The organism is Streptomyces sp. SA15 (genome assembly GCF_002291145.1).
Classification (GTDB): domain Bacteria; phylum Actinomycetota; class Actinomycetes; order Streptomycetales; family Streptomycetaceae; genus Streptomyces.
This window is the reverse complement of sequence record NZ_NTGE01000221.1, coordinates 115,883-133,589: the sequence shown is the minus strand read 5'-3', so window position 1 is coordinate 133,589 and position 17,707 is coordinate 115,883. Positions and strand designations below refer to the sequence as shown.

General features: G+C 69.0%; 16 protein-coding genes. 6 read left to right on the top strand and 10 right to left on the bottom strand.

The annotated features are described in order from the left end of the window. A partial coding sequence (locus tag CLM62_RS53410; RefSeq protein ID WP_179382539.1) for a PHP domain-containing protein occupies positions 1-151 on the bottom strand: 151 nt, incomplete at its 3' end. A gap of 237 nt (positions 152-388) precedes the next feature. On the opposite strand from CLM62_RS53410, the gene CLM62_RS47930 reads away from it, so the two are divergent. From CLM62_RS47930 to CLM62_RS47915, 4 genes are all read left to right on the top strand, one after another. Then, positions 389-1,714, top strand: a complete 1,326-nt coding sequence (locus tag CLM62_RS47930; RefSeq protein ID WP_095756200.1) for a DUF2252 domain-containing protein — start codon at positions 389-391, stop codon at positions 1,712-1,714. A 79-nt stretch (positions 1,715-1,793) separates the two neighbouring features. Then, on the top strand, positions 1,794-2,486 hold the full coding sequence (locus tag CLM62_RS47925) for a hypothetical protein (protein WP_095756199.1): 693 nt from the start codon (positions 1,794-1,796) through the stop codon (positions 2,484-2,486). 108 nt (positions 2,487-2,594) lie between these two features. Continuing rightward, positions 2,595-3,407: a DsbA family protein gene (locus tag CLM62_RS47920; protein ID WP_095756198.1), complete on the top strand. Its 813-nt coding sequence runs from the start codon at positions 2,595-2,597 to the stop codon at positions 3,405-3,407. 80 nt (positions 3,408-3,487) lie between these two features. Next, positions 3,488-5,191 carry an alkaline phosphatase gene (locus CLM62_RS47915; protein WP_095756197.1) on the top strand — a complete coding sequence of 568 codons (1,704 nt, stop codon included), beginning with the start codon at positions 3,488-3,490 and terminating at the stop codon, positions 5,189-5,191. A 5-nt stretch (positions 5,192-5,196) separates the two neighbouring features. Here CLM62_RS47915 and CLM62_RS47910 read toward each other — a convergent pair whose 3' ends face one another. Then, positions 5,197-5,766, bottom strand: a complete 570-nt coding sequence (locus CLM62_RS47910) for a dienelactone hydrolase family protein (protein ID WP_095756196.1) — start codon at positions 5,764-5,766, stop codon at positions 5,197-5,199. A gap of 120 nt (positions 5,767-5,886) precedes the next feature. On the opposite strand from CLM62_RS47910, the gene CLM62_RS47905 reads away from it, so the two are divergent. Further along, entirely contained in the window at positions 5,887-6,999 is a 1,113-nt protein-coding gene (locus CLM62_RS47905; protein WP_095756195.1) for a mechanosensitive ion channel family protein, read from the top strand. Between the two features lie 31 nt (positions 7,000-7,030). Here the strand turns inward: CLM62_RS47905 and CLM62_RS47900 are convergent, their stop codons facing one another. The 4 genes from CLM62_RS47900 to CLM62_RS47885 all read right to left on the bottom strand — a co-directional run bounded on the left by CLM62_RS47900 (position 7,031) and on the right by CLM62_RS47885 (position 10,539). After that, a complete protein-coding gene (locus CLM62_RS47900) occupies positions 7,031-7,498 on the bottom strand; it encodes a GNAT family N-acetyltransferase (protein WP_095756194.1) in 468 nt (155 codons plus the stop codon). Next, entirely contained in the window at positions 7,495-8,439 is a 945-nt protein-coding gene (locus CLM62_RS47895) for an RluA family pseudouridine synthase (protein WP_095756193.1), read from the bottom strand. The genes CLM62_RS47900 and CLM62_RS47895 overlap by 4 nt, the downstream gene beginning before the upstream one ends. Before the next feature lie 76 nt (positions 8,440-8,515). Beyond that, positions 8,516-9,127, bottom strand: coding sequence for a signal peptidase II (lspA, locus tag CLM62_RS47890; protein ID WP_095756192.1), 612 nt, complete (start codon positions 9,125-9,127; stop codon positions 8,516-8,518). 74 nt (positions 9,128-9,201) lie between these two features. Next, on the bottom strand, positions 9,202-10,539 hold the full coding sequence (locus tag CLM62_RS47885) for a TraR/DksA C4-type zinc finger protein (RefSeq protein WP_257004522.1): 1,338 nt from the start codon (positions 10,537-10,539) through the stop codon (positions 9,202-9,204). A 603-nt stretch (positions 10,540-11,142) separates the two neighbouring features. On the opposite strand from CLM62_RS47885, the gene ileS reads away from it, so the two are divergent. Continuing rightward, positions 11,143-14,280, top strand: coding sequence for an isoleucine--tRNA ligase (gene ileS, locus CLM62_RS47875; protein ID WP_095756191.1), 3,138 nt, complete (start codon positions 11,143-11,145; stop codon positions 14,278-14,280). 346 nt (positions 14,281-14,626) lie between these two features. Here the strand turns inward: ileS and CLM62_RS47870 are convergent, their stop codons facing one another. From CLM62_RS47870 to CLM62_RS47855, 4 genes are all read right to left on the bottom strand, one after another. Continuing rightward, the gene (locus CLM62_RS47870; protein WP_179382538.1) at positions 14,627-15,784 is read right to left on the bottom strand and encodes a DivIVA domain-containing protein; all 1,158 of its coding nucleotides are present in this window, start codon (positions 15,782-15,784) and stop codon (positions 14,627-14,629) included. Positions 15,785-15,830: 46 nt separating this feature from the next. After that, positions 15,831-16,115, bottom strand: a complete 285-nt coding sequence (locus CLM62_RS47865; RefSeq protein ID WP_033318070.1) for a YggT family protein — start codon at positions 16,113-16,115, stop codon at positions 15,831-15,833. Between the two features lie 82 nt (positions 16,116-16,197). Next, positions 16,198-16,857: a cell division protein SepF gene (locus CLM62_RS47860; RefSeq protein WP_095756190.1), complete on the bottom strand. Its 660-nt coding sequence runs from the start codon at positions 16,855-16,857 to the stop codon at positions 16,198-16,200. 129 nt (positions 16,858-16,986) lie between these two features. Next, positions 16,987-17,706, bottom strand: a complete 720-nt coding sequence (locus CLM62_RS47855) for a YggS family pyridoxal phosphate-dependent enzyme (RefSeq protein ID WP_095756214.1) — start codon at positions 17,704-17,706, stop codon at positions 16,987-16,989. Position 17,707: the final 1 nt, after the last annotated feature.

Here is a 17,707-nt window from a genome sequence, read left to right as displayed (position 1 = left end):
ACGCCCCGTGGAGGTTGCCGTGGTCGGACATCGCGATGTGGGTCATGCCCATCTCGTTGCACGCGTTGAACATGTCCTTCAGCCGCGCGGCACCGTCCAGCAGCGAGTACTGGGTGTGGACGTGCAGGTGCGTGAACGGCGGCTTTGACACGGCTGCGGCCTCCAAGGAAAACATACGTCGACGGGTGTCCGACCGGCTGCGAACAGTCTGGGGGACAGCGTCGAAGTCTATGCCTCGGCACTGACACTCGGAGGGCTGCCCCGCGTACCTTCATGCGAAGAACACGGGCACTCCCGAGCGCCGTCGAACGTTGGGCGTGAGGGAAGATCCGCCCACCATGTCAGCACCACCACGTCACGCACCACCTGCACCTGGAGGCACCCAGCGATGTCGGTCCCGCAGCTCAACGACGAGCACCGCGGCGAGGAGATCCTCGCCGTCTTCGACACCGCCTTCGGCGAGCTCCTGGCCGCCGACCCGGCCGCGTTCCGCGTGAAGTTCCGGAAGATGGCGGCCTCGGCGTTCGCGTTCTACCGCGGCACGGCGTGCCTCTTCTACCACGACCTGGACACCGAGAAGCGGGGCGGACCGTATCTCGACGACCGGACGTCCCGTGTGTGGATCCACGGCGATCTGCACGCGGAGAACTTCGGCACGTACATGGACTCCGAGGGCCGTCTGATTTTCAACGTCAACGACTTCGACGAGGCGTACGTCGGCCCCTTCACCTGGGACCTCAAGCGCCTCGCCGCCTCCGTGGCGCTGATCGGGTACGCGAAGGCGCTCAGCGACGAGCAGATCACCGAGCTGGTGCAGGTGTACGCGGGCGCGTACCGCGAGCGGATCCACGCCCTGGCCACCGGCGCCAAGAGCGACGAGGTACCGCCCTTCACCCTGGACACCGCCCAGGGCCCGCTGCTGGACGCCCTGCGCGACGCCCGCTCCCTCACCCGCTTCGGACTGCTCGAGTCGATGACGGGGATCCGCGACTTCGAGCGCCGCTTCGCGCCCGGCGGCGGCTCGATCGAGCTGGACGCGGCCACGCGCTACAAGGTGCTGGCGGCCTTCGACGGCTACCTGGAGACGCTCCCGGAGTCGTCGCTGGCCCGCCCGGACTCGTACCGCGTGAAGGACGTCGTCGGCCGCCGCGGCATCGGCATCGGCTCGGCGGGCCTGCCGTCGTACAACATCCTCCTGGAGGGCGCCACCGACGCCCTGGAGAACGATGTCGTGATCTACATCAAGCAGGCCCAGACGCCGGCCGTCTCCCGGCACATCACGGACCCGGTGATCCGCGACTACTTCCAGCACGAGGGCCACCGCACGGTGATCTCGCAGCGCGCCCTCCAGGCGCACGCCGACCCGTGGCTGGGCTGGACCGAGCTGGACGGCTCGGGCCAGCTCGTCGCCGAGGTCTCGCCGTACGCCGTGGACCTGGACTGGGGCGACATCGACGACCCGGAGGAGATCGCCCAGGTCGTCGCCGACCTGGGCCGCGCCACCGCCACCATGCACTCGGCGGCGGACGACACCTCCGGCGAGTCCCTGGTGCCCTTCTCCACCGAGCGGGCCATCGACGCGGCGATCGCGGCCGACGAGGACGGTTTCGCGGGCCTGCTGGTCGACTTCGCGCACAGCTACGGCGCACGCGCGCGTGCCGACCACCAGATCTTCGTGGACCTGTTCCGCAACGGCCGGATTCCGGGTCTCTAACAGTCCGCTGTCAATCAGCCGCCTCACAGGGACCCTTTAGGGGTCCCTTACCGACCCACGTGACAGACTCTCCTCCGCTATGGACATATCCGGGACCCAGCTCAGAGCCGTACGCGCGGCGCTGTTCACGGCACTCGTCGTGACGCTCAGCACCGCGTCGCACGTCCTGCTGTCCAGGGCCCCGCTGCCGCTGAACACGGTGGCCGTGATCGCCGTCGCCGTGTTCGTCCTCGCCTACGCCCTGGCCGGCCGCGAGCGCGGCTTCGGCCGGATCGCCGCCCTGCTGATCCCGCTGGAGCTGGCCGCCGACACGGTGTTCACCACCGGGCAGCACGTCTGCTACGGCGCGGCAGGCGGCCCTGTCGCGGGCCCGCTGCGCTCCGTCGGCTTCGACGTGCTGTGCGGTGACGGCACCAGCGTGGGCGCCCCGCTGGCGAGGGTGACGGGCACCGACACCGACCGGCTCGGCGGTCTGCTCGCCCATGCCGACCCGGCGACCCCCTGGCTGCTGCTCGGCGCGCACGTCGGCGTGGGTCTTCTCGCGGCCGCCTGGCTGCGCCGCGGCGAGCGGGCACTGGCCCAGCTGCTGCGGGCGGTGGCCGCGACCACGTTCCGGCCGCTGCTGCTGGCCGTCGCGGCGGTGACGGTCCGGCCGGCTCCCGAAGTGGGCCGCCCTCGGCGCCCCGCCCGCCGTACGACCACCGCGCGCGAGCGGTTCCTCGTGCACTCCCTGGGACGGCGTGGACCGCCGTGCTCGGTCGCTTTCGCCTGAACAAGCGCCGAACAGCGCTGAAGAGCGCTGAACGCACCTGAGCACCACCAGTCCCCGCCATACGTATCCCGCACACCACGTGTGCGCGTCCCCTTACGGAGATCACCCATGAGCAAGCGGAACAGCCAGGCCGCGAAGAACGCCGCCCGCGAGCGGCTGCGCCAGGAGCGCGAGCGCCAGGCCAAGCGCGACAAGGTCAAGCGACAGGTCATCGTGGCCGGCTCCATAGTCGGCGTCCTGGCCATAGCCGGCGGCATCAGCTACGCGGTCGTCCAGGGCAACCAGCCCGGCTACTGGGATGCCGCGAAGGACGACAAGCTGGTCAAGCCGGCCAACACCACCGGCGAGAACGGCACGACCGTCGTCATCGGCAAGAGCAGCGCCAAGAAGACCCTCGAGATGTACGAGGACCCGCGCTGCCCGGTCTGCGCCCAGTTCGAGCAGACCGTCGGCCCGACCCTGGACAAGGACGTCGAGGACGGCAAGTTCAAGGTCCAGTACATCGGCGCCACGTTCCTCGACAAGGGCCTGGGCGGCGAGGGCTCGAAGAACGCGCTCAGCGCCCTGGGGGCCGCGCTCAACGTCAGCCCCGAGGCCTTCCTCCAGTACAAGACCGCGATGTACTCGGCGAAGTGGCACCCGGAGGAGTCCGACGACAAGTTCAAGGACGACGACTACCTCATCGAGATCGCGGACACCGTCTCCGCCCTGAAGGGCAACACGAAGTTCCAGAACGCCGTGAAGAACGGCACCTACGACAAGTGGGCGCTGGAGATGTCCGCGAAGTTCGACGACAGCGGCGTGCAGGGCACCCCCACCCTGAAGATGGACGGCAAGACGCTGACCGGCGCCGACGGCAAGAACGCGCCGATGACGGTCGCCGACTTCAACACGGCGATCGAGGCAGCCCTCAAGGCCTGAACCGACCTTCAGTAGAAGAGCGGGCGAACTTTACAGGTTCGCCCGCTCTTTCGTCGTACTGGTCAGTAATCTGATCGCCCGTGACCAGTCGATACAGATCATCCGAAAGCGCCAACTCCACGTCCGACAGCGCCTCCTCGCCGTCGGCGAGCGCCGACTCGCTGCCCCCGCGCCGCCGTACGGTCGTCAAGGCCGCGGCCGCCACCGCCGTCCTGGCCGGCCCGCTCACCGCCGCCCTGCCCGCCAGGGCCGCCGACGCCGCCCCCGCCTTCCTGCACGGCGTGGCATCCGGCGACCCGCTGCCCGACGGCATCCTGCTGTGGACCCGCGTCACGCCCACCACCGAGGCGACGCCCGGCTCCGGGCTCGGCCCGGACACCGGCGTCGAGTGGGTCATCGCCAAGGACAAGGCGCTGACGAACATCGTCGCCAAGGGCTCCGTCACCGCGACCGCCGCCTCAGACCACACCGTCAAGGCGGACGTGCGCGGCCTGCAGCCGGCCACCGACTACTGGTTCCGTTTCTCGGCCGGCCCCACCGACTCCCCGGTGGCGCGTACCCGCACCGCGCCGGCGGCGGACGCGTCCGTCGCCAACCTCCGCTTCGGCGTGGTCTCCTGCGCCAACTGGGAGGCCGGCCACTTCTCGGCGTACCGCCATCTCGCGGCCCGAGGCGACCTGGACGCCTGGCTGCACCTGGGCGACTACATCTACGAGTACGGCACCGGCGAGTACGGCACGCGCGACACCGTCGTACGGCCGCACGCGCCCACGCACGAGATCCTGACCCTCGCCGACTACCGCACCCGGCACGGCCGTTACAAGACCGACCCGGACCTGAAGGCCCTGCACGCCGCCGCTCCGGTCGTCGCCATCTGGGACGACCACGAGATCGCCAACGACGCCTGGTCGGGCGGGGCCGAGAACCACACCGAAGGCGCCGAGGGCGCCTGGTCCGCCCGCCAGGCCGCCGCCAAGCAGGCCTACTTCGAGTGGATGCCGGTGCGCACGGCGGTCGCGGGCACGACCTACCGGCGGCTGCGCTTCGGCAAGCTGGCCGACCTCTCGCTCCTTGACTTGCGTTCCTTCCGCTCGCAGCAGGTCGCCGTGGGCAACGGCTCGGTCGACGACCCGGACCGTACGCTCACCGGGCGCGCCCAACTCGACTGGCTGAAGGCGGGCCTGAAGGCGTCCGACACCACCTGGCGGCTGGTGGGCAACTCGGTGATGATCTCGCCGTTCGCGATCGGCTCACTCACCGCGGACCTCCTCAAGCCGCTGGCCGAGTTGCTGGGCCTGCCGAAGGAGGGACTCGCCCTCAACACCGACCAGTGGGACGGCTACACGGACGACCGCCGGGAGCTCCTGGCCCACCTGCGCTCGAACGCGATCCGCAACACCGTCTTTCTCACCGGCGACATCCACATGGCGTGGGCCAACGACGTGCCGGTGGACGCCGGTACCTACCCGCTGTCCGCCTCGGCCGCCACGGAGTTCGTGGTCACCTCGGTCACCTCCGACAACCTCGACGACATCGTGAAAGCCCCCGAGGGCACGATCTCCGCGATCGCCGCGCCGATCATCAAGGCCGCCAACCGGCACGTCCGCTGGGTCGACACCGACCGCCACGGCTACGGCGTCCTGGACCTCACCGCCGACCGCGCGCAGATGGACTACTACGTCCTGTCCGACCGCACGAAGCCGGACGCGACCTCGTCCTGGGCCCGCTCGTACCGCACGCGCAGCGGTACGCAGAAGGTGGAACGCACCTACGACCCCGTCTAGAGGGTCTAGAGGGTTTCGAGGAAGCCGAGCGCCACCCGCCAGGTGGCCTCGGCGGCCTCCTCGTCGTAGTCCGGCAGGTCGGGGTCGGTGTACAGGTGGCCGGCCCCGGCGTATCTGTACACCTCGACATCCGCTCCCGCTCTGCCCATCTGGAGATACCAGGCGCTCAACCAGTCGTCCGTCTCGAACGGATCCGGCTCGGCGACATGCAGTTGTACGGGCAGCTCGTCCACGCTCGCGTTCGGCGCGATGTCCGACGTGCCGTGCAGAAGCAGCAGCCCGCGGGCCTTGTCGTCGCCGAGCGCGAGGGTCTGGGCGATGGAGGCGCCGAGCGAGAACCCGGCGTACACCAAGCCCCGTTCCGAGTAGGGCGCGGCGGCAAGGACGGCCCGCTTGAGCAGTTCGTCCTTGCCGACCTCGTCATGGAAGGCCATGCCCTCCTCGACCGTCTCGAACGTGTGTCCCTCGAAGAGGTCCGGCGTCCACACCTCGTGCCCCGCGGCACGCAGCCGGTCCGCGGCCGCGCGCACCGCGGGCCTGAGGCCATAGGTCGAGTGAAAGAGCATGATGTTCATGAGGCCATGGTGCCAGCCGGGTACGACAGCGCAGGTCCCGGCGCGGGCGCCGCGGCCGTACCCATCTTGAGCGCGAAGTCACATGTTCATGCCCGCCCGGGGCCGGTTACGTTCGAGGGCATGGAGAACCTACTCCGTCCACTGATCGTGGTCGGCGGCGCGGTCGCGCTCACGTTGGTCATCGGCTGGATCACCGACCGTCTGCTGTGCAAGGCCGACGAACGGCACCGCGAGACCCCGCTGTGGGGCCTACTGCGCCGGGGCCGTATCCCGTACCAGCTCGTGCTGTGCTCGGCGCTGCTGCGAGCGTCGTACGACGAGGCGAATCTGCTGGAGCGATTCAGCGCCGCCATCGGCCGGACGCTCACGCTGGTGCTGATCGGGGCCGCCGCCTGGCTGGTGATCCGTATCGCGGCCGCGATAGTGGAGACGACGTACACGCGTTACGCCCGCGCCCACCGCGACCCGGCCCGGCTACGACGTGTGCGTACGCAGGTGTCGCTGATCATGCGGGTGGTCTCCGCGGTCGTCGGTGTGGTGGCGGTGGCGGCGATGCTGCTGACGTTCCCGGCGTTCCGCGCGGCTGGCGCCTCGCTGCTGGCCTCGGCCGGAATCCTCGGAATCGTCGCCGGTGTGGCCGCCCAGTCGACGCTCAGCAACATGTTCGCCGGGCTGCAGATCGCCTTCGGCGACATGGTGCGCATCGGCGACACGGTCGTGGTGGACGGCGAGTGGGGCACGGTCGAGGAGATCACGCTGACATTCCTGACCGTACGGACCTGGGACGAGCGCCGGATCACCATGCCCGTCTCGTACTTCACGTCCAAGCCCTTCGAGAACTGGTCGCGCGGCACCCCGCAGATGACCGGGATCGTCTACTGGCACGTCGATCACTCGGCCCCTCTGGAGGCGATGCGCGAGAAGCTGCGCGACTTCCTGCGCGAGTGCCCGGCCTGGGACGGCCGCGCCTATGGCCTGGACGTCACGGACACCACCCCGAACACCATGCAGGTACGGGCCCTGGCGACCGCCAAGGACGCCGACGACATCTGGACGGTACGGGTCACGATCCGCGAGCGCATGATCAGCTGGCTGGCCGACGAACACCCGTACGCCCTCCCGCGCGTCAACACGGCGGAAGCGCCCCTCCCCCCGAACCGCACCAACGGCCGCCCGTCCCCCGACGGCGCGTCCCCACGCCGCGCACACGAGCCCCCACGAGCGGACCGCTGAAAACGCCCTGCCGCGAAACCCGCAGCCGCACCTACAAAACGCGCCGCATGGCCCGATGCGGAATCCCCGCGTCCTGGAACTCCGGCCCGTACACCTCGTATCCCAGCCGCTCATAGAACCCCAACGCGTGCGTCTGCGCATGCAGATCCACCGCCACAAGCCCCCTCACACGCGCCGCATCCTCGATCGCCCGTACAAGAGCGCCCCCGACACCGAGCCCCCGCGCCGCCTTCGTCACGGCGAGCCGCCCCAGGGATCCCACCGACAGATCACCGCCCACCTTCTCCGCGGCCACCTCGCCGTACAACAGCCTCCCGGTCCCGAGCGGCACCCCGTCCTCCCCAACAGCCAGCACATGCACGGCGACGGGGTCGTAGGCGTCGTACTCGATGTCCTCAGGGACCCCCTGCTCGCCGACGAAGACCTCCTTGCGCACCGCGAAGCACGCCTCACGGTCGGCCGGGTCCTCAGCGACCCGCACGACGTACGGCCGGCTCACGCGTACGTCTCCTCCCGGACCTGGTCCAGCGCCTGCTGGAGGTCGTCCGGGTAGTCGCACGCGAACTCCGCCCACCGTCCGTCCCCGGGGTGCTCGAAGCCCAGCCGTACGGCGTGCAGCCACTGGCGGGTCAAGCGGAGCCGCTTGGCGAGCGTCGGGTCGGCGCCGTACGTCAGGTCGCCGACGCAAGGGTGGCGGTGGGCGGCCATGTGGACGCGGATCTGGTGGGTGCGGCCGGTCTCCAGCTTGACGTCGAGGAGGGAGGCCGCGCGGAAGGCCTCTATGAGGTCGTAGTGCGTGACGGACGGCTTGCCGTCGGCGGTGACCGCCCACTTGTAGTCGTGGTTCGGGTGGCGGCCGATGGGCGCGTCGATGGTGCCGCTGGTCGGGTCGGGGTGGCCCTGGACGAGCGTGTGGTACCGCTTGTCGACCGTGCGCTCCTTGAACTGGCGCTTGAGCGAGGTGTACGCGTACTCCGACTTGGCCACGACCATCAGGCCGGACGTGCCCACGTCGAGGCGGTGCACGATGCCCTGGCGCTCGGCTGCGCCGGAGGTCGAGATCCGGTACCCGGCGGCGGCGAGGCCTCCGATGACGGTGGGTCCGCTCCAGCCGGGCGAGGGGTGGGCGGCGACACCGACCGGCTTGACGATCACGACCACGTCATCGTCGTCGTGCACGATCTCCATGCCCTCGACCGGCTCGGCGACGATCTGCACCGGCGCGGGCGCCTGCGGCATCTCGACCTCCAGCCAGGCCCCGCCGTGCACGCGCTCCGACTTGCCGACCACCGATCCGTCGACCGTGACCTTCCCCGCGGCGGCGAGCTCGGCCGCCTTCGTCCGGGAGAAGCCGAACATGCGGGAGATGGCGGCGTCGACGCGCTCGCCCTCCAGGCCGTCGGGCACGGGCAGGTTACGGATCTCGGGAATGGTACTCACCCGTCGAGTATGCCGGACGCGTCCGACAGCCCCGTACGGAGCCTGTGGAAAACCCTGCGCGGGCCCGGTCGCGGGCTCAGTCCTTGTGGACGGTCCCGTCAGGGTCGAGGCCCTTGAACGACAGCAGCACGATCAGGATGCCGCCGCACACGATCGCCGAGTCGGCGAGGTTGAAGACGGCGAAGTGCTTGGGCGCGATGAAGTCGACGACCGCGCCCTCGAAGACGCCCGGCGAGCGGAAGATCCGGTCGGTGAGGTTGCCGAGCGCGCCGCCGAGCAGCAGGCCGAGCGCGATCGCCCAGGGCAGGCTGTAGAGCTTGCGGGCGAGCCTGGCGATCACCACGATCACCGCTGCCGCGATCACCGTGAAGATCACGGTGAAGGCCTCGCCGAAGCCGAAGGCCGCGCCCGCGTTGCGGATGGCCTCGAACCTCAGCCAGTCCCCGATGATCTCGATCGGCGGGTGGTGCTCCAGCTTGGCGACCACGATCATCTTGCTGATCAGGTCGAGGGCGTACGCGAAGGCCGCGACGGCGAACAGCACGGCGATCCGCCGCTTGCCCCGGGGCCGCGCGCCGGCACCCTCCTGCCCGTCCGAACCGGATTCCGGCCCGGACGACTGCTCCGGCTCGGCCCCCGACCCCTCCGGGGTGTCCGGCGTACCGATGATGCGCTCCGCCTCTGCCACGTGAGTCCCTCAACCTAGTTACCTGACTGAGGACGAGAGTACGGCACGCCCACCAGCAAGCACCCGGGAACCGATCAGTACCGTCGCTCCTGCTTCTGCTTGCACTCGACGCACAGCGTGGCCCGTGGGAAGGCCTGCATTCGGGCCTTGCCGATGGGGTTGCCGCAGTTCTCGCACAGGCCGTACGTGCCCGCGTCGAGCCGTTCCAGGGCTCGCTCGGTCTGGATCAGCATCTCGCGCGCGTTGGCCGCCAGGGCCATCTCGTGCTCACGCGTGATGTTCTTGGTCCCGGTGTCCGCCTGGTCGTCGCCGGCGCCGTCCCCCGAGTCCCGCATCAGGCCCACCAGGGACTCCTCGGACGAGGTGATCTCGTTGCTGAGCCGAGTCGCCTCGGACTGCAGTTCGGCGCGCGCTTCCTCGACCTCTTCCGGGGTCCAGGGGTCTTCACCGGGGCGCACCGCGAGCTCGCCGGGCTCCGCCGCGGCGACCCGTGCCTTGGGAACGGCGGTCTTCGCCGCCATGGCCGTGCCAGGAGTCTTCTTCGCAACCACCGTCGTGGCTCCCGTCTGCTCCGCGGCCTCGGCCGCGCCCGCGTTCTTGGCCGTGCTGTTCTCGGCCGCACTTTTGTTGGCCGCGCTCTTCGTAGAGGCGCGATTCGTTGAGGCGCTCTTCGTAGGGGCGCTCTTCGTGGACGTGCCCTTAGGGGCAGTGGTCTTCTTCGTGGCCACTTTCTTCGTGGCCGCATCCTTCGCGACCACTCTCTTCGTGGCCGCATCCTTCGCGACGACCTCCTTCGTGGCAGCCTCTTTCGCGACCACCTTCTTCGTAGCCGTCTCCTTCGCGACCACCTCCTTTGTGGCCGCTTCCCTTGTGGCCGCCGGCTTCTTCGCCTCGGGCTTCTTCGTCGTTGCCTTCCTCCCGGCCGCCTCCTTGGCCGCCGGCCTCTCGGCCCTCTCCTCCTCTGCCGGCTTCCCGGAAGGAGCCGTCTTGGAAGCCGTGACCTTCTTCGTCGCGGTCTTCTTCGCTGAGGCCGTCTTCTTGACCGGCATCTTCTTCGCCGGTGTCTTCTTCGCAGCCGTCTTCTTGGTGACCGCCTTCTTCGCGACGGCCTTCTTGGCTCCCGTGCCCGCGCTCTTGGCGGCCGCCTCCTTCTCGGCGGTCTTCTTCGCGGGGGTCCTACTCGGGGCGGTCTTACTCGGAGCGGTCTCCTTCAGGGCCGTCTTCTTCAGCGCGGTCTTCTTCAGGGCGGTCTTCTTCGCCGCCGTATCCACCGTCTTCACGGCCTTGGCCGCCCGCTCGGCCGAAGCCCCCTGCGTGCTCTTCTTCCCGCCTACGTCCTTGGCCGCACCGCCGGAGGCATGTGTGGCCCTGCCCGACGCCGACTGCTGTACGGCGGTCTTCTTCGCCACCATGGCCGCGGCCCCTTCACATATTGTGATTTCGCTCGCGAATCGTGCTGGGACGATAAATCGACATGAGTCCCGCGGCAACGGGGCACACCGCCCGATTCGCCCGCCTCGCGGATGCCGCGCGGCAAACCTGCATGCGTTGTGCCCAGCTCCCCGCCAGGTAATCCGCCAGGCCGGACGTCCCAGAATCCGAACACGTGCACCACCCCATTCGGGTCATCACACGCGCTCCGCGCGTACCGCCCCCCGCCGCCCGAAAACCGGTCGGCCGCTGTCCTCGCGGCGCCGTACACTGGGCGGAGCGAAAAGCTTGGATGGGGACGAGTAGCGGCGTACGCAGCCCAGAGCGACCCGGGGACGGTGGAAGCCCGGGGGTGAGCGCGACGTGAAGATCACCCCGGAGCCGCCGGAAGAAAGCCGCAGCCGAACAGCAGCGGTCGGTAGAACCGGCATCGCGACCCCAATGAGGGGGCTCACCGGCGTGGACGACGCACCGGGGAGCCAAGGAGGGTGGTACCGCGGGAGCGCGCCGAAGGCGGCGCAGGAATCACGTAGCTCTCGTCCCTCCGGACGGAAGGCAGCAAGTCCGCCGGAGGAAGCTCGCTGATGACAACGCCGACGTACCGCCAGGTGCCCGCCCAGGTCGACCTGCCCGCGCTCGAGCACGCCGTGCTCGACTTCTGGCGCGAGCAGAAGATCTTCGCCAAGAGCCTGGAGCAGTCCGAGGGCCGCCCCGAGTGGGTGTTCTACGAGGGCCCGCCCACCGCCAACGGCATGCCGGGCGCCCACCACATCGAGGCGCGCGTCTTCAAGGACGTCTTCCCCCGCTTCCGCACCATGCGCGGCTACCACGTGGCCCGCAAGGCCGGCTGGGACTGCCACGGCCTGCCGGTGGAGCTGGCGGTGGAGAAGGAGCTCGGCTTCAGCGGCAAGCAGGACATCGAGACGTACGGCATCGCCGAGTTCAACGCCAAGTGCCGCGAGTCCGTGACCCGGCACACGGACGCCTTCGAAGCGCTCACGACCCGCATGGCTTATTGGACCGACCTCAACGACCCCTACCGCACCATGGACCCCGAGTACATCGAGTCGGTCTGGTGGTCGCTGAAGGAGATCTTCAACAAGGGCCTGCTGGTCCAGGACCACCGCGTCGCCCCCTGGTGCCCCCGCTGCGGCACCGGCCTGTCGGACCACGAGCTGGCACAGGGCTACGAGACGGTAGTGGACCCGTCCGTGTACGTCCGTTTCCCGCTCACCTCCGGTCCGCTCGCCGGCGAGGCCGCGCTCCTGGTGTGGACGACCACGCCCTGGACGCTGGTCTCCAACACGGCGGTCGCCGCCCACCCCGAGGTCACCTACGTCGTCGCGACGAACGGCGAGGAGAAGCTGGTCGTCGCCGAGCCCCTCGTCGGCAAGGCGCTCGGTGAGGGCTGGGAGACCACCGGCCAGACCTTCACGGGCACCGAGATGGAGCGCTGGACCTACCAGCGTCCGTTCGAGCTCGTCGAGTTCCCGGAGGCGGCCCACTTCGTGGTCAACGCCGAGTACGTCACCACGGAGGACGGCACCGGTCTCGTCCACCAGTCCCCCGCCTTCGGTGAGGACGACCTCAAGGTCTGCCGCGCCTACGGCCTGCCGGTCGTGAACCCGGTCCGTCCGGACGGCACGTTCGAGGAGGACGTCCCCCTTGTCGGCGGCGTCTTCTTCAAGAAGGCGGACGAAAAGCTCACCGAGGATCTGCAGCAGCGCGGCCTCCTCCTCAAGCACATCCCGTACGAGCACAGCTACCCGCACTGCTGGCGCTGCCACACCGCGCTCCTCTACTACGCGCAGCCGTCCTGGTACATCCGCACCACGGCCATCAAGGACCGCCTCCTCCAGGAGAACGAGAACACCAACTGGTTCCCGGACACGGTCAAGAACGGCCGGTACGGCGACTGGCTGAACAACAACATCGACTGGGCACTGTCCCGCAACCGCTACTGGGGCACCCCGCTGCCGATCTGGCGCTGCGAGGACGCCCACCTCACCTGCGTGGGCTCGCTCACGGAGCTCACCGAGCTGACCGGCACCGACCAGTCCGGCCTGGACCCGCACCGCCCGTACATCGACGAGGTCACCTTCGCGTGCCCCCAGTGCCAGAAGACGGCGGCGCGCGTGCCGGAGGTCATCGACGCCTGGTACGACTCGGGCTCGATGCCGTTCGCGCAGTGGGGCTATCCGTACAAGAACAAGGAACTGTTCGAGTCCCGCTACCCGGCGCAGTTCATCAGCGAGGCCATCGACCAGACGCGAGGCTGGTTCTACACGCTGATGGCCGTCGGAACCCTGGTCTTCGACAAGTCGTCGTACGAGAACGTCGTGTGCCTCGGCCACATCCTCGCCGAGGACGGCCGCAAGATGTCCAAGCACCTGGGCAACACCCTTGAGCCGATCCCGCTCATGGACCGGCACGGCGCGGACGCGGTCCGCTGGTTCATGGCGGCCGGCGGCTCCCCGTGGGCGGCACGCCGCGTGGGCCACGGCACGATCCAGGAGGTGGTGAGGAAGACGCTCCTCACCTACTGGAACACGGTCGCGTTCCAGGCTCTGTACGCGCGCACGTCCGGCTGGGCCCCGTCCGAGGCGGACCCGGCGCCGGCGGACCGCCCGCTGCTGGACCGCTGGCTGCTCAGCGAGTTGCACGCGCTGGTGGACCAGGTCACCCAGTCTCTGGAGGCGTACGACACCCAGCGCGCCGGCAAGCTGCTCTCGGCGTTCGTCGACGACCTGTCCAACTGGTACGTACGCCGCTCCCGGCGCCGCTTCTGGCAGGGCGACAAGGCGGCGCTGCGCACGCTGCACGAGGTCGTCGAGACGGTCACGAAGCTGATGGCCCCGCTGACGCCGTTCATCACGGAGCGGGTCTGGCAGGACCTGGTCGTGCCGGTCACTCCGGGCGCCCCGGAGTCGGTGCACCTGGCGTCCTGGCCGGAGGCGGACCTGACGGCGATCGACCCCGAGCTGTCGAAGCAGATGGTTCTGGTGCGGCGGCTGGTGGAGCTGGGCCGTGCCACGCGCGCGGAGTCGGGCGTGAAGACGCGTCAGCCGCTGAAGCGGGCACTGGTGGCGGCGACGGGCTTCGACTCCCTCAACCCCGAGCTGCACACGCAGATCACGGAAGAGCTGAACGTGGAGGGGCTGGCGTCTCTGAGCGAGGTCGGCGGCAGCCTGGTCGACACCACGGCCAAGGCCAACTTCCGTGCGCTGGGCAAGCGGTTCGGCAAGAAGGTCCAGGACGTGGCGAAGGCGATCGCCGACGCGGATGCGGCCGCCCTGTCCCTGGCGCTGCGTGAGGGCACGGCGTCGGTGGAGGTGGACGGTGAGACGGTCACCCTCGCCCCCGACGAGGTGATCATCACCGAGACGCCGCGCGAGGGGTGGTCGGTGGCGTCCGACTCCGGCGCGACGGTCGCCCTGGACCTGGAGATCACGGAGGAGCTGCGGCGGGCGGGCCTGGCCCGTGACGCGATCCGCCTGATCCAGGAGGCCCGCAAGAACAGCGGGCTCGATGTGGCCGACCGCATCGCGCTGCGCTGGACCGCGACGGATCCGGCGACGATCGCAGCCCTGTCCGAGCACGCCGGTCTGATCGCCGACGAGGTCCTGGCAACGGACTTCGCCCAGGGCGAGGCGGACGACAGCTACGGCGCCCCGTTCACGGACACCGGCTTGACCCTGACGTTCCGCCTCCGAAAGGCGTAGCTCTCCGGGGTAGAACGCCGTCGGCGGCTGCGGGCAGTCACACGCCCGCAGCCGCCGACGGCGTTGTCAGTTCCGCAGTCCGCAGTCCGCAGTCAGTCGTGCCTCCCCCAGTGCCTTAAGGGCCTGGGGAGACCCCCATGGGCGGCACCCCGTAACGCCGGACCGCACGACCCACCCCGCCTCAGCCCCAACGCCGGACAACCAGGAAACCCCGGCCCGCCAAAATGCCCCCGCCCGCCCAAACTGCGTAGCAAAGGGCGGGGCCCCGGATCGAAAATCCGGGGCCCCGCCCTGAACGCTGCCGACACCTACGTCGTACTACCAACCGTCAGTGGTCCACCAACCGTCAGTTGTCATCCTCGTCGATCAAGAAGCCCCGCATGGGCGACGGAGCCTGACCCATCGGCGACGGCCCCTGCGGCCGTACCGGCGCCATCGGCTGCGTCATCGCCGGAGACATCTGCTGCTGACCGCCGTAGGACGGGCCGGCGGGCGAAGGACCGCCGCCCATCGTCTGGTTGCCACCGTACGACGGCGCGCTCGCACCGGCCGGAGCCATGGACGGCGCCGGAGACGGCGGCAGCGACGCGGTCGCCGGAGTCCGCGGCGGAGCCAGCGAGTCGTCGGACTGAGTCTCCAGCTGACGCAGCTGCGACTCCAGGTAGGACTTCAGCCGCGTACGGTACTCGCGCTCGAAGCCGCGCAGGTCCTCGACCTTGCGCTCCAGCGTGGCGCGAGCGGACTCCAGGGAGCCCATCGCGACGCGGTGCTTCTCCTGCGCGTCCCGCTCAAGGGCGTCGGCCTTGGCGCGAGCGTCCCGCTCGAGCCCCTCGGCACGCGAACGCGCCTCGCCGACGATCTTGTTGGCTTCGGAACGGGCCTCGGCGATCGCCTGGTCGGCGGTCTGCTGGGCCAGCGAGAGGACACGGGCGGCACTGTCGCCACCAGGGCCCTGACCGGGGCCGCCCATCGGGCCGCCCATGGGGCCACCCATCGGACCGCCCATCTGCTGCTGCATGGGGGGCTGACCACCCATCGGGCCCTGACCCATGGGCCCCTGGCCCATCGGACCGGGACCCTGCGGTCCGCCCTGACCACCGCCGGGACCGGCGGGCAGCTGCGGTGCACCGCTAGGCAGCTGGGGCGGGCCACCCATGGGGCCACCCATCTGCTGCTGCGGCGGGCCCGATATGCCGGCGGGCACCGGAGAGCCCGGCCCTCGCATGCCCTGCTGCTGCGGCATACCGCCTTGTTGCGGCATACCACCTTGCTGCTGCTGATCCTGCGGCTGTTCCGGAGGCTTGCGCATGTTCTGCTGGTTCTGAGCAGCAGCGCGCGTGGCCGCGGCCAGCTTGGCGCGCAGGTCCTCGTTCTCGCGGAGCAGGCGGGTCAGTTCGGCTTCGACCTCATCGAGGAAGGCATCGACCTCGTCCTCGTCATAGCCTTCTCGGAGGCGGACGGTCGTGAACTGCTTGTTCCGCACGTCCTCGGGGGTCAACGGCATCTCTTCACCTCAACGTAGTCGTCGGCATTCGGCAAGACCGTATCGTTCACAGCCGGCTCACGACGGAGATCAGGATGTAGACGATGATCATCAGTACGAAGAAGGACAGGTCGAGCGCCACGCCCCCGAGACGCAACGGCGGGATGAACCGCCGCAGAAGCTTGAGCGGTGGATCAGTGACAGTGTAGGTGGCCTCCAGAACGACCACCATCGCCTTGCCGGGTTGCCACGAGCGGGCGAACTGGAAGACATAGTCCATGACCAACCGGAAGATCAGCACGATGAGAAAGCACATCAGCGCGATGTAGACGACATCCAAGACCACGCTCATGACTCGTGCTTCCCTCTCCCCTGTTCCGTGCTGCGATGTACTGCTCGTACTGCTGTTGTACTGCCGTTTCCGGTTGTGCGTCTCAGCTCTGGTTGAAGAACCCGCCCTCTGCGATGCGGGCCTTGTCCTCCGCCGTGACATCGACGTTAGCAGGCGACAACAGGAACACCTTCTGCGTCACCCGCTCGATGCTGCCATGAAGACCAAACACCAAACCGGCCGCAAAGTCGACAAGTCGCTTGGCGTCTGTGTCGTCCATCTCGGTCAGATTCATGATCACCGGGGTGCCTTCACGGAAGTGTTCCCCGATAGTACGGGCCTCGTTGTAGGTCCGGGGGTGAAGCGTGGTGATCCGGTAAGGCTCTCGTTCCGACACAACCTTGGGCATGATCACCGGTGCGTTCTTCTCCAGGCTTGCGCGTTCTTGTGTGATGGATGCCACGGGCGCGATGCGCGCCGGACGCCCAGATTCCGCGGCTAGCGAAGCGGATCGGGGCATCGGGTCGCGCGGCGCCGGAGGCTGCACCACTCGTACCGATTCATCCCTTTCAGGCTGGTGTGCCTGGTGGGACTGGTGCGAGCCGTGCGATTGGTGGGACGGCTCGTGCCGTCGACGGTCCCGCTCGGGCTCCGGGTCCAGTTCGGGTTCGAAGTCGTCGTCGGGGTCGAAACCGCGGCCGTCGTACCCATCGTCCTCCACGAGGCCGAGGTAGACCGCCATCTTGCGCATCGCGCCGGCCATTCTCTGAGTCCTCCGCTCTGTGGTGGATCGACTGACTAATGCCAAGTGCCCGCGATCCACGAGGTCGTTATGCCCGCTATCTAGCGGTAATGACCATATTTTCTGCTGTGGTCCGACTTCCTGGCGACGTTACCCGAGCCCGGCACGGACTCCGAGTACCGCGCTGCCGACGCGCACATGTGTCGCTCCGGCCGCCACAGCCTGTTCGAGGTCCGCACTCATTCCTGCCGAGACCATGTTCGCAGCCGGATGAGCTCGGCGCAGGTCGGTCGACAAATCCATCAACCGCTCGAACGCCGCCTGTTGGCGCCCCGCGTACTCCCCGGTGAGCGGGGCGACGGTCATCAGCCCGTCGAGCCGCAGCCCCGGAGCATCGGCGACGAGGTCGGCCAACTCCGCGATTCCGCCCGGTGCTACGCCACCTCGCTCTCCCCTTCCGCTTTCGCCCGCGTCCAGCGCGACCTGAAGCAGACACCCCACTTCACGCCCGACCCGCACGGCCTCCTTGGACAAGGCCGTCACCAGCTTGGAACGATCGACGGACTGCACGAGATCCGCATAACCGACCACAGATCGCACCTTGTTGGTCTGCAACTGACCGACAAAGTGCCAAGTAAGCGGCAGATCCGTACATTCGGCAGCCTTCGGCGCCGCGTCCTGATCGCGATTCTCCGCCACATGCCGCACATCGAGCTCCGACAGCATCCGCACATCGCCCGCCGGATAGGTCTTGGTGACCACGATCAGGGTCACTTCGTCACGCCTGCGCCCGGCGGCCGCGCACGCGGCGGCGATCCGCGCCTCCACTTTCGCCAGATTCGCGGCGAGTTGGTCCTTACGGTCCGTCATG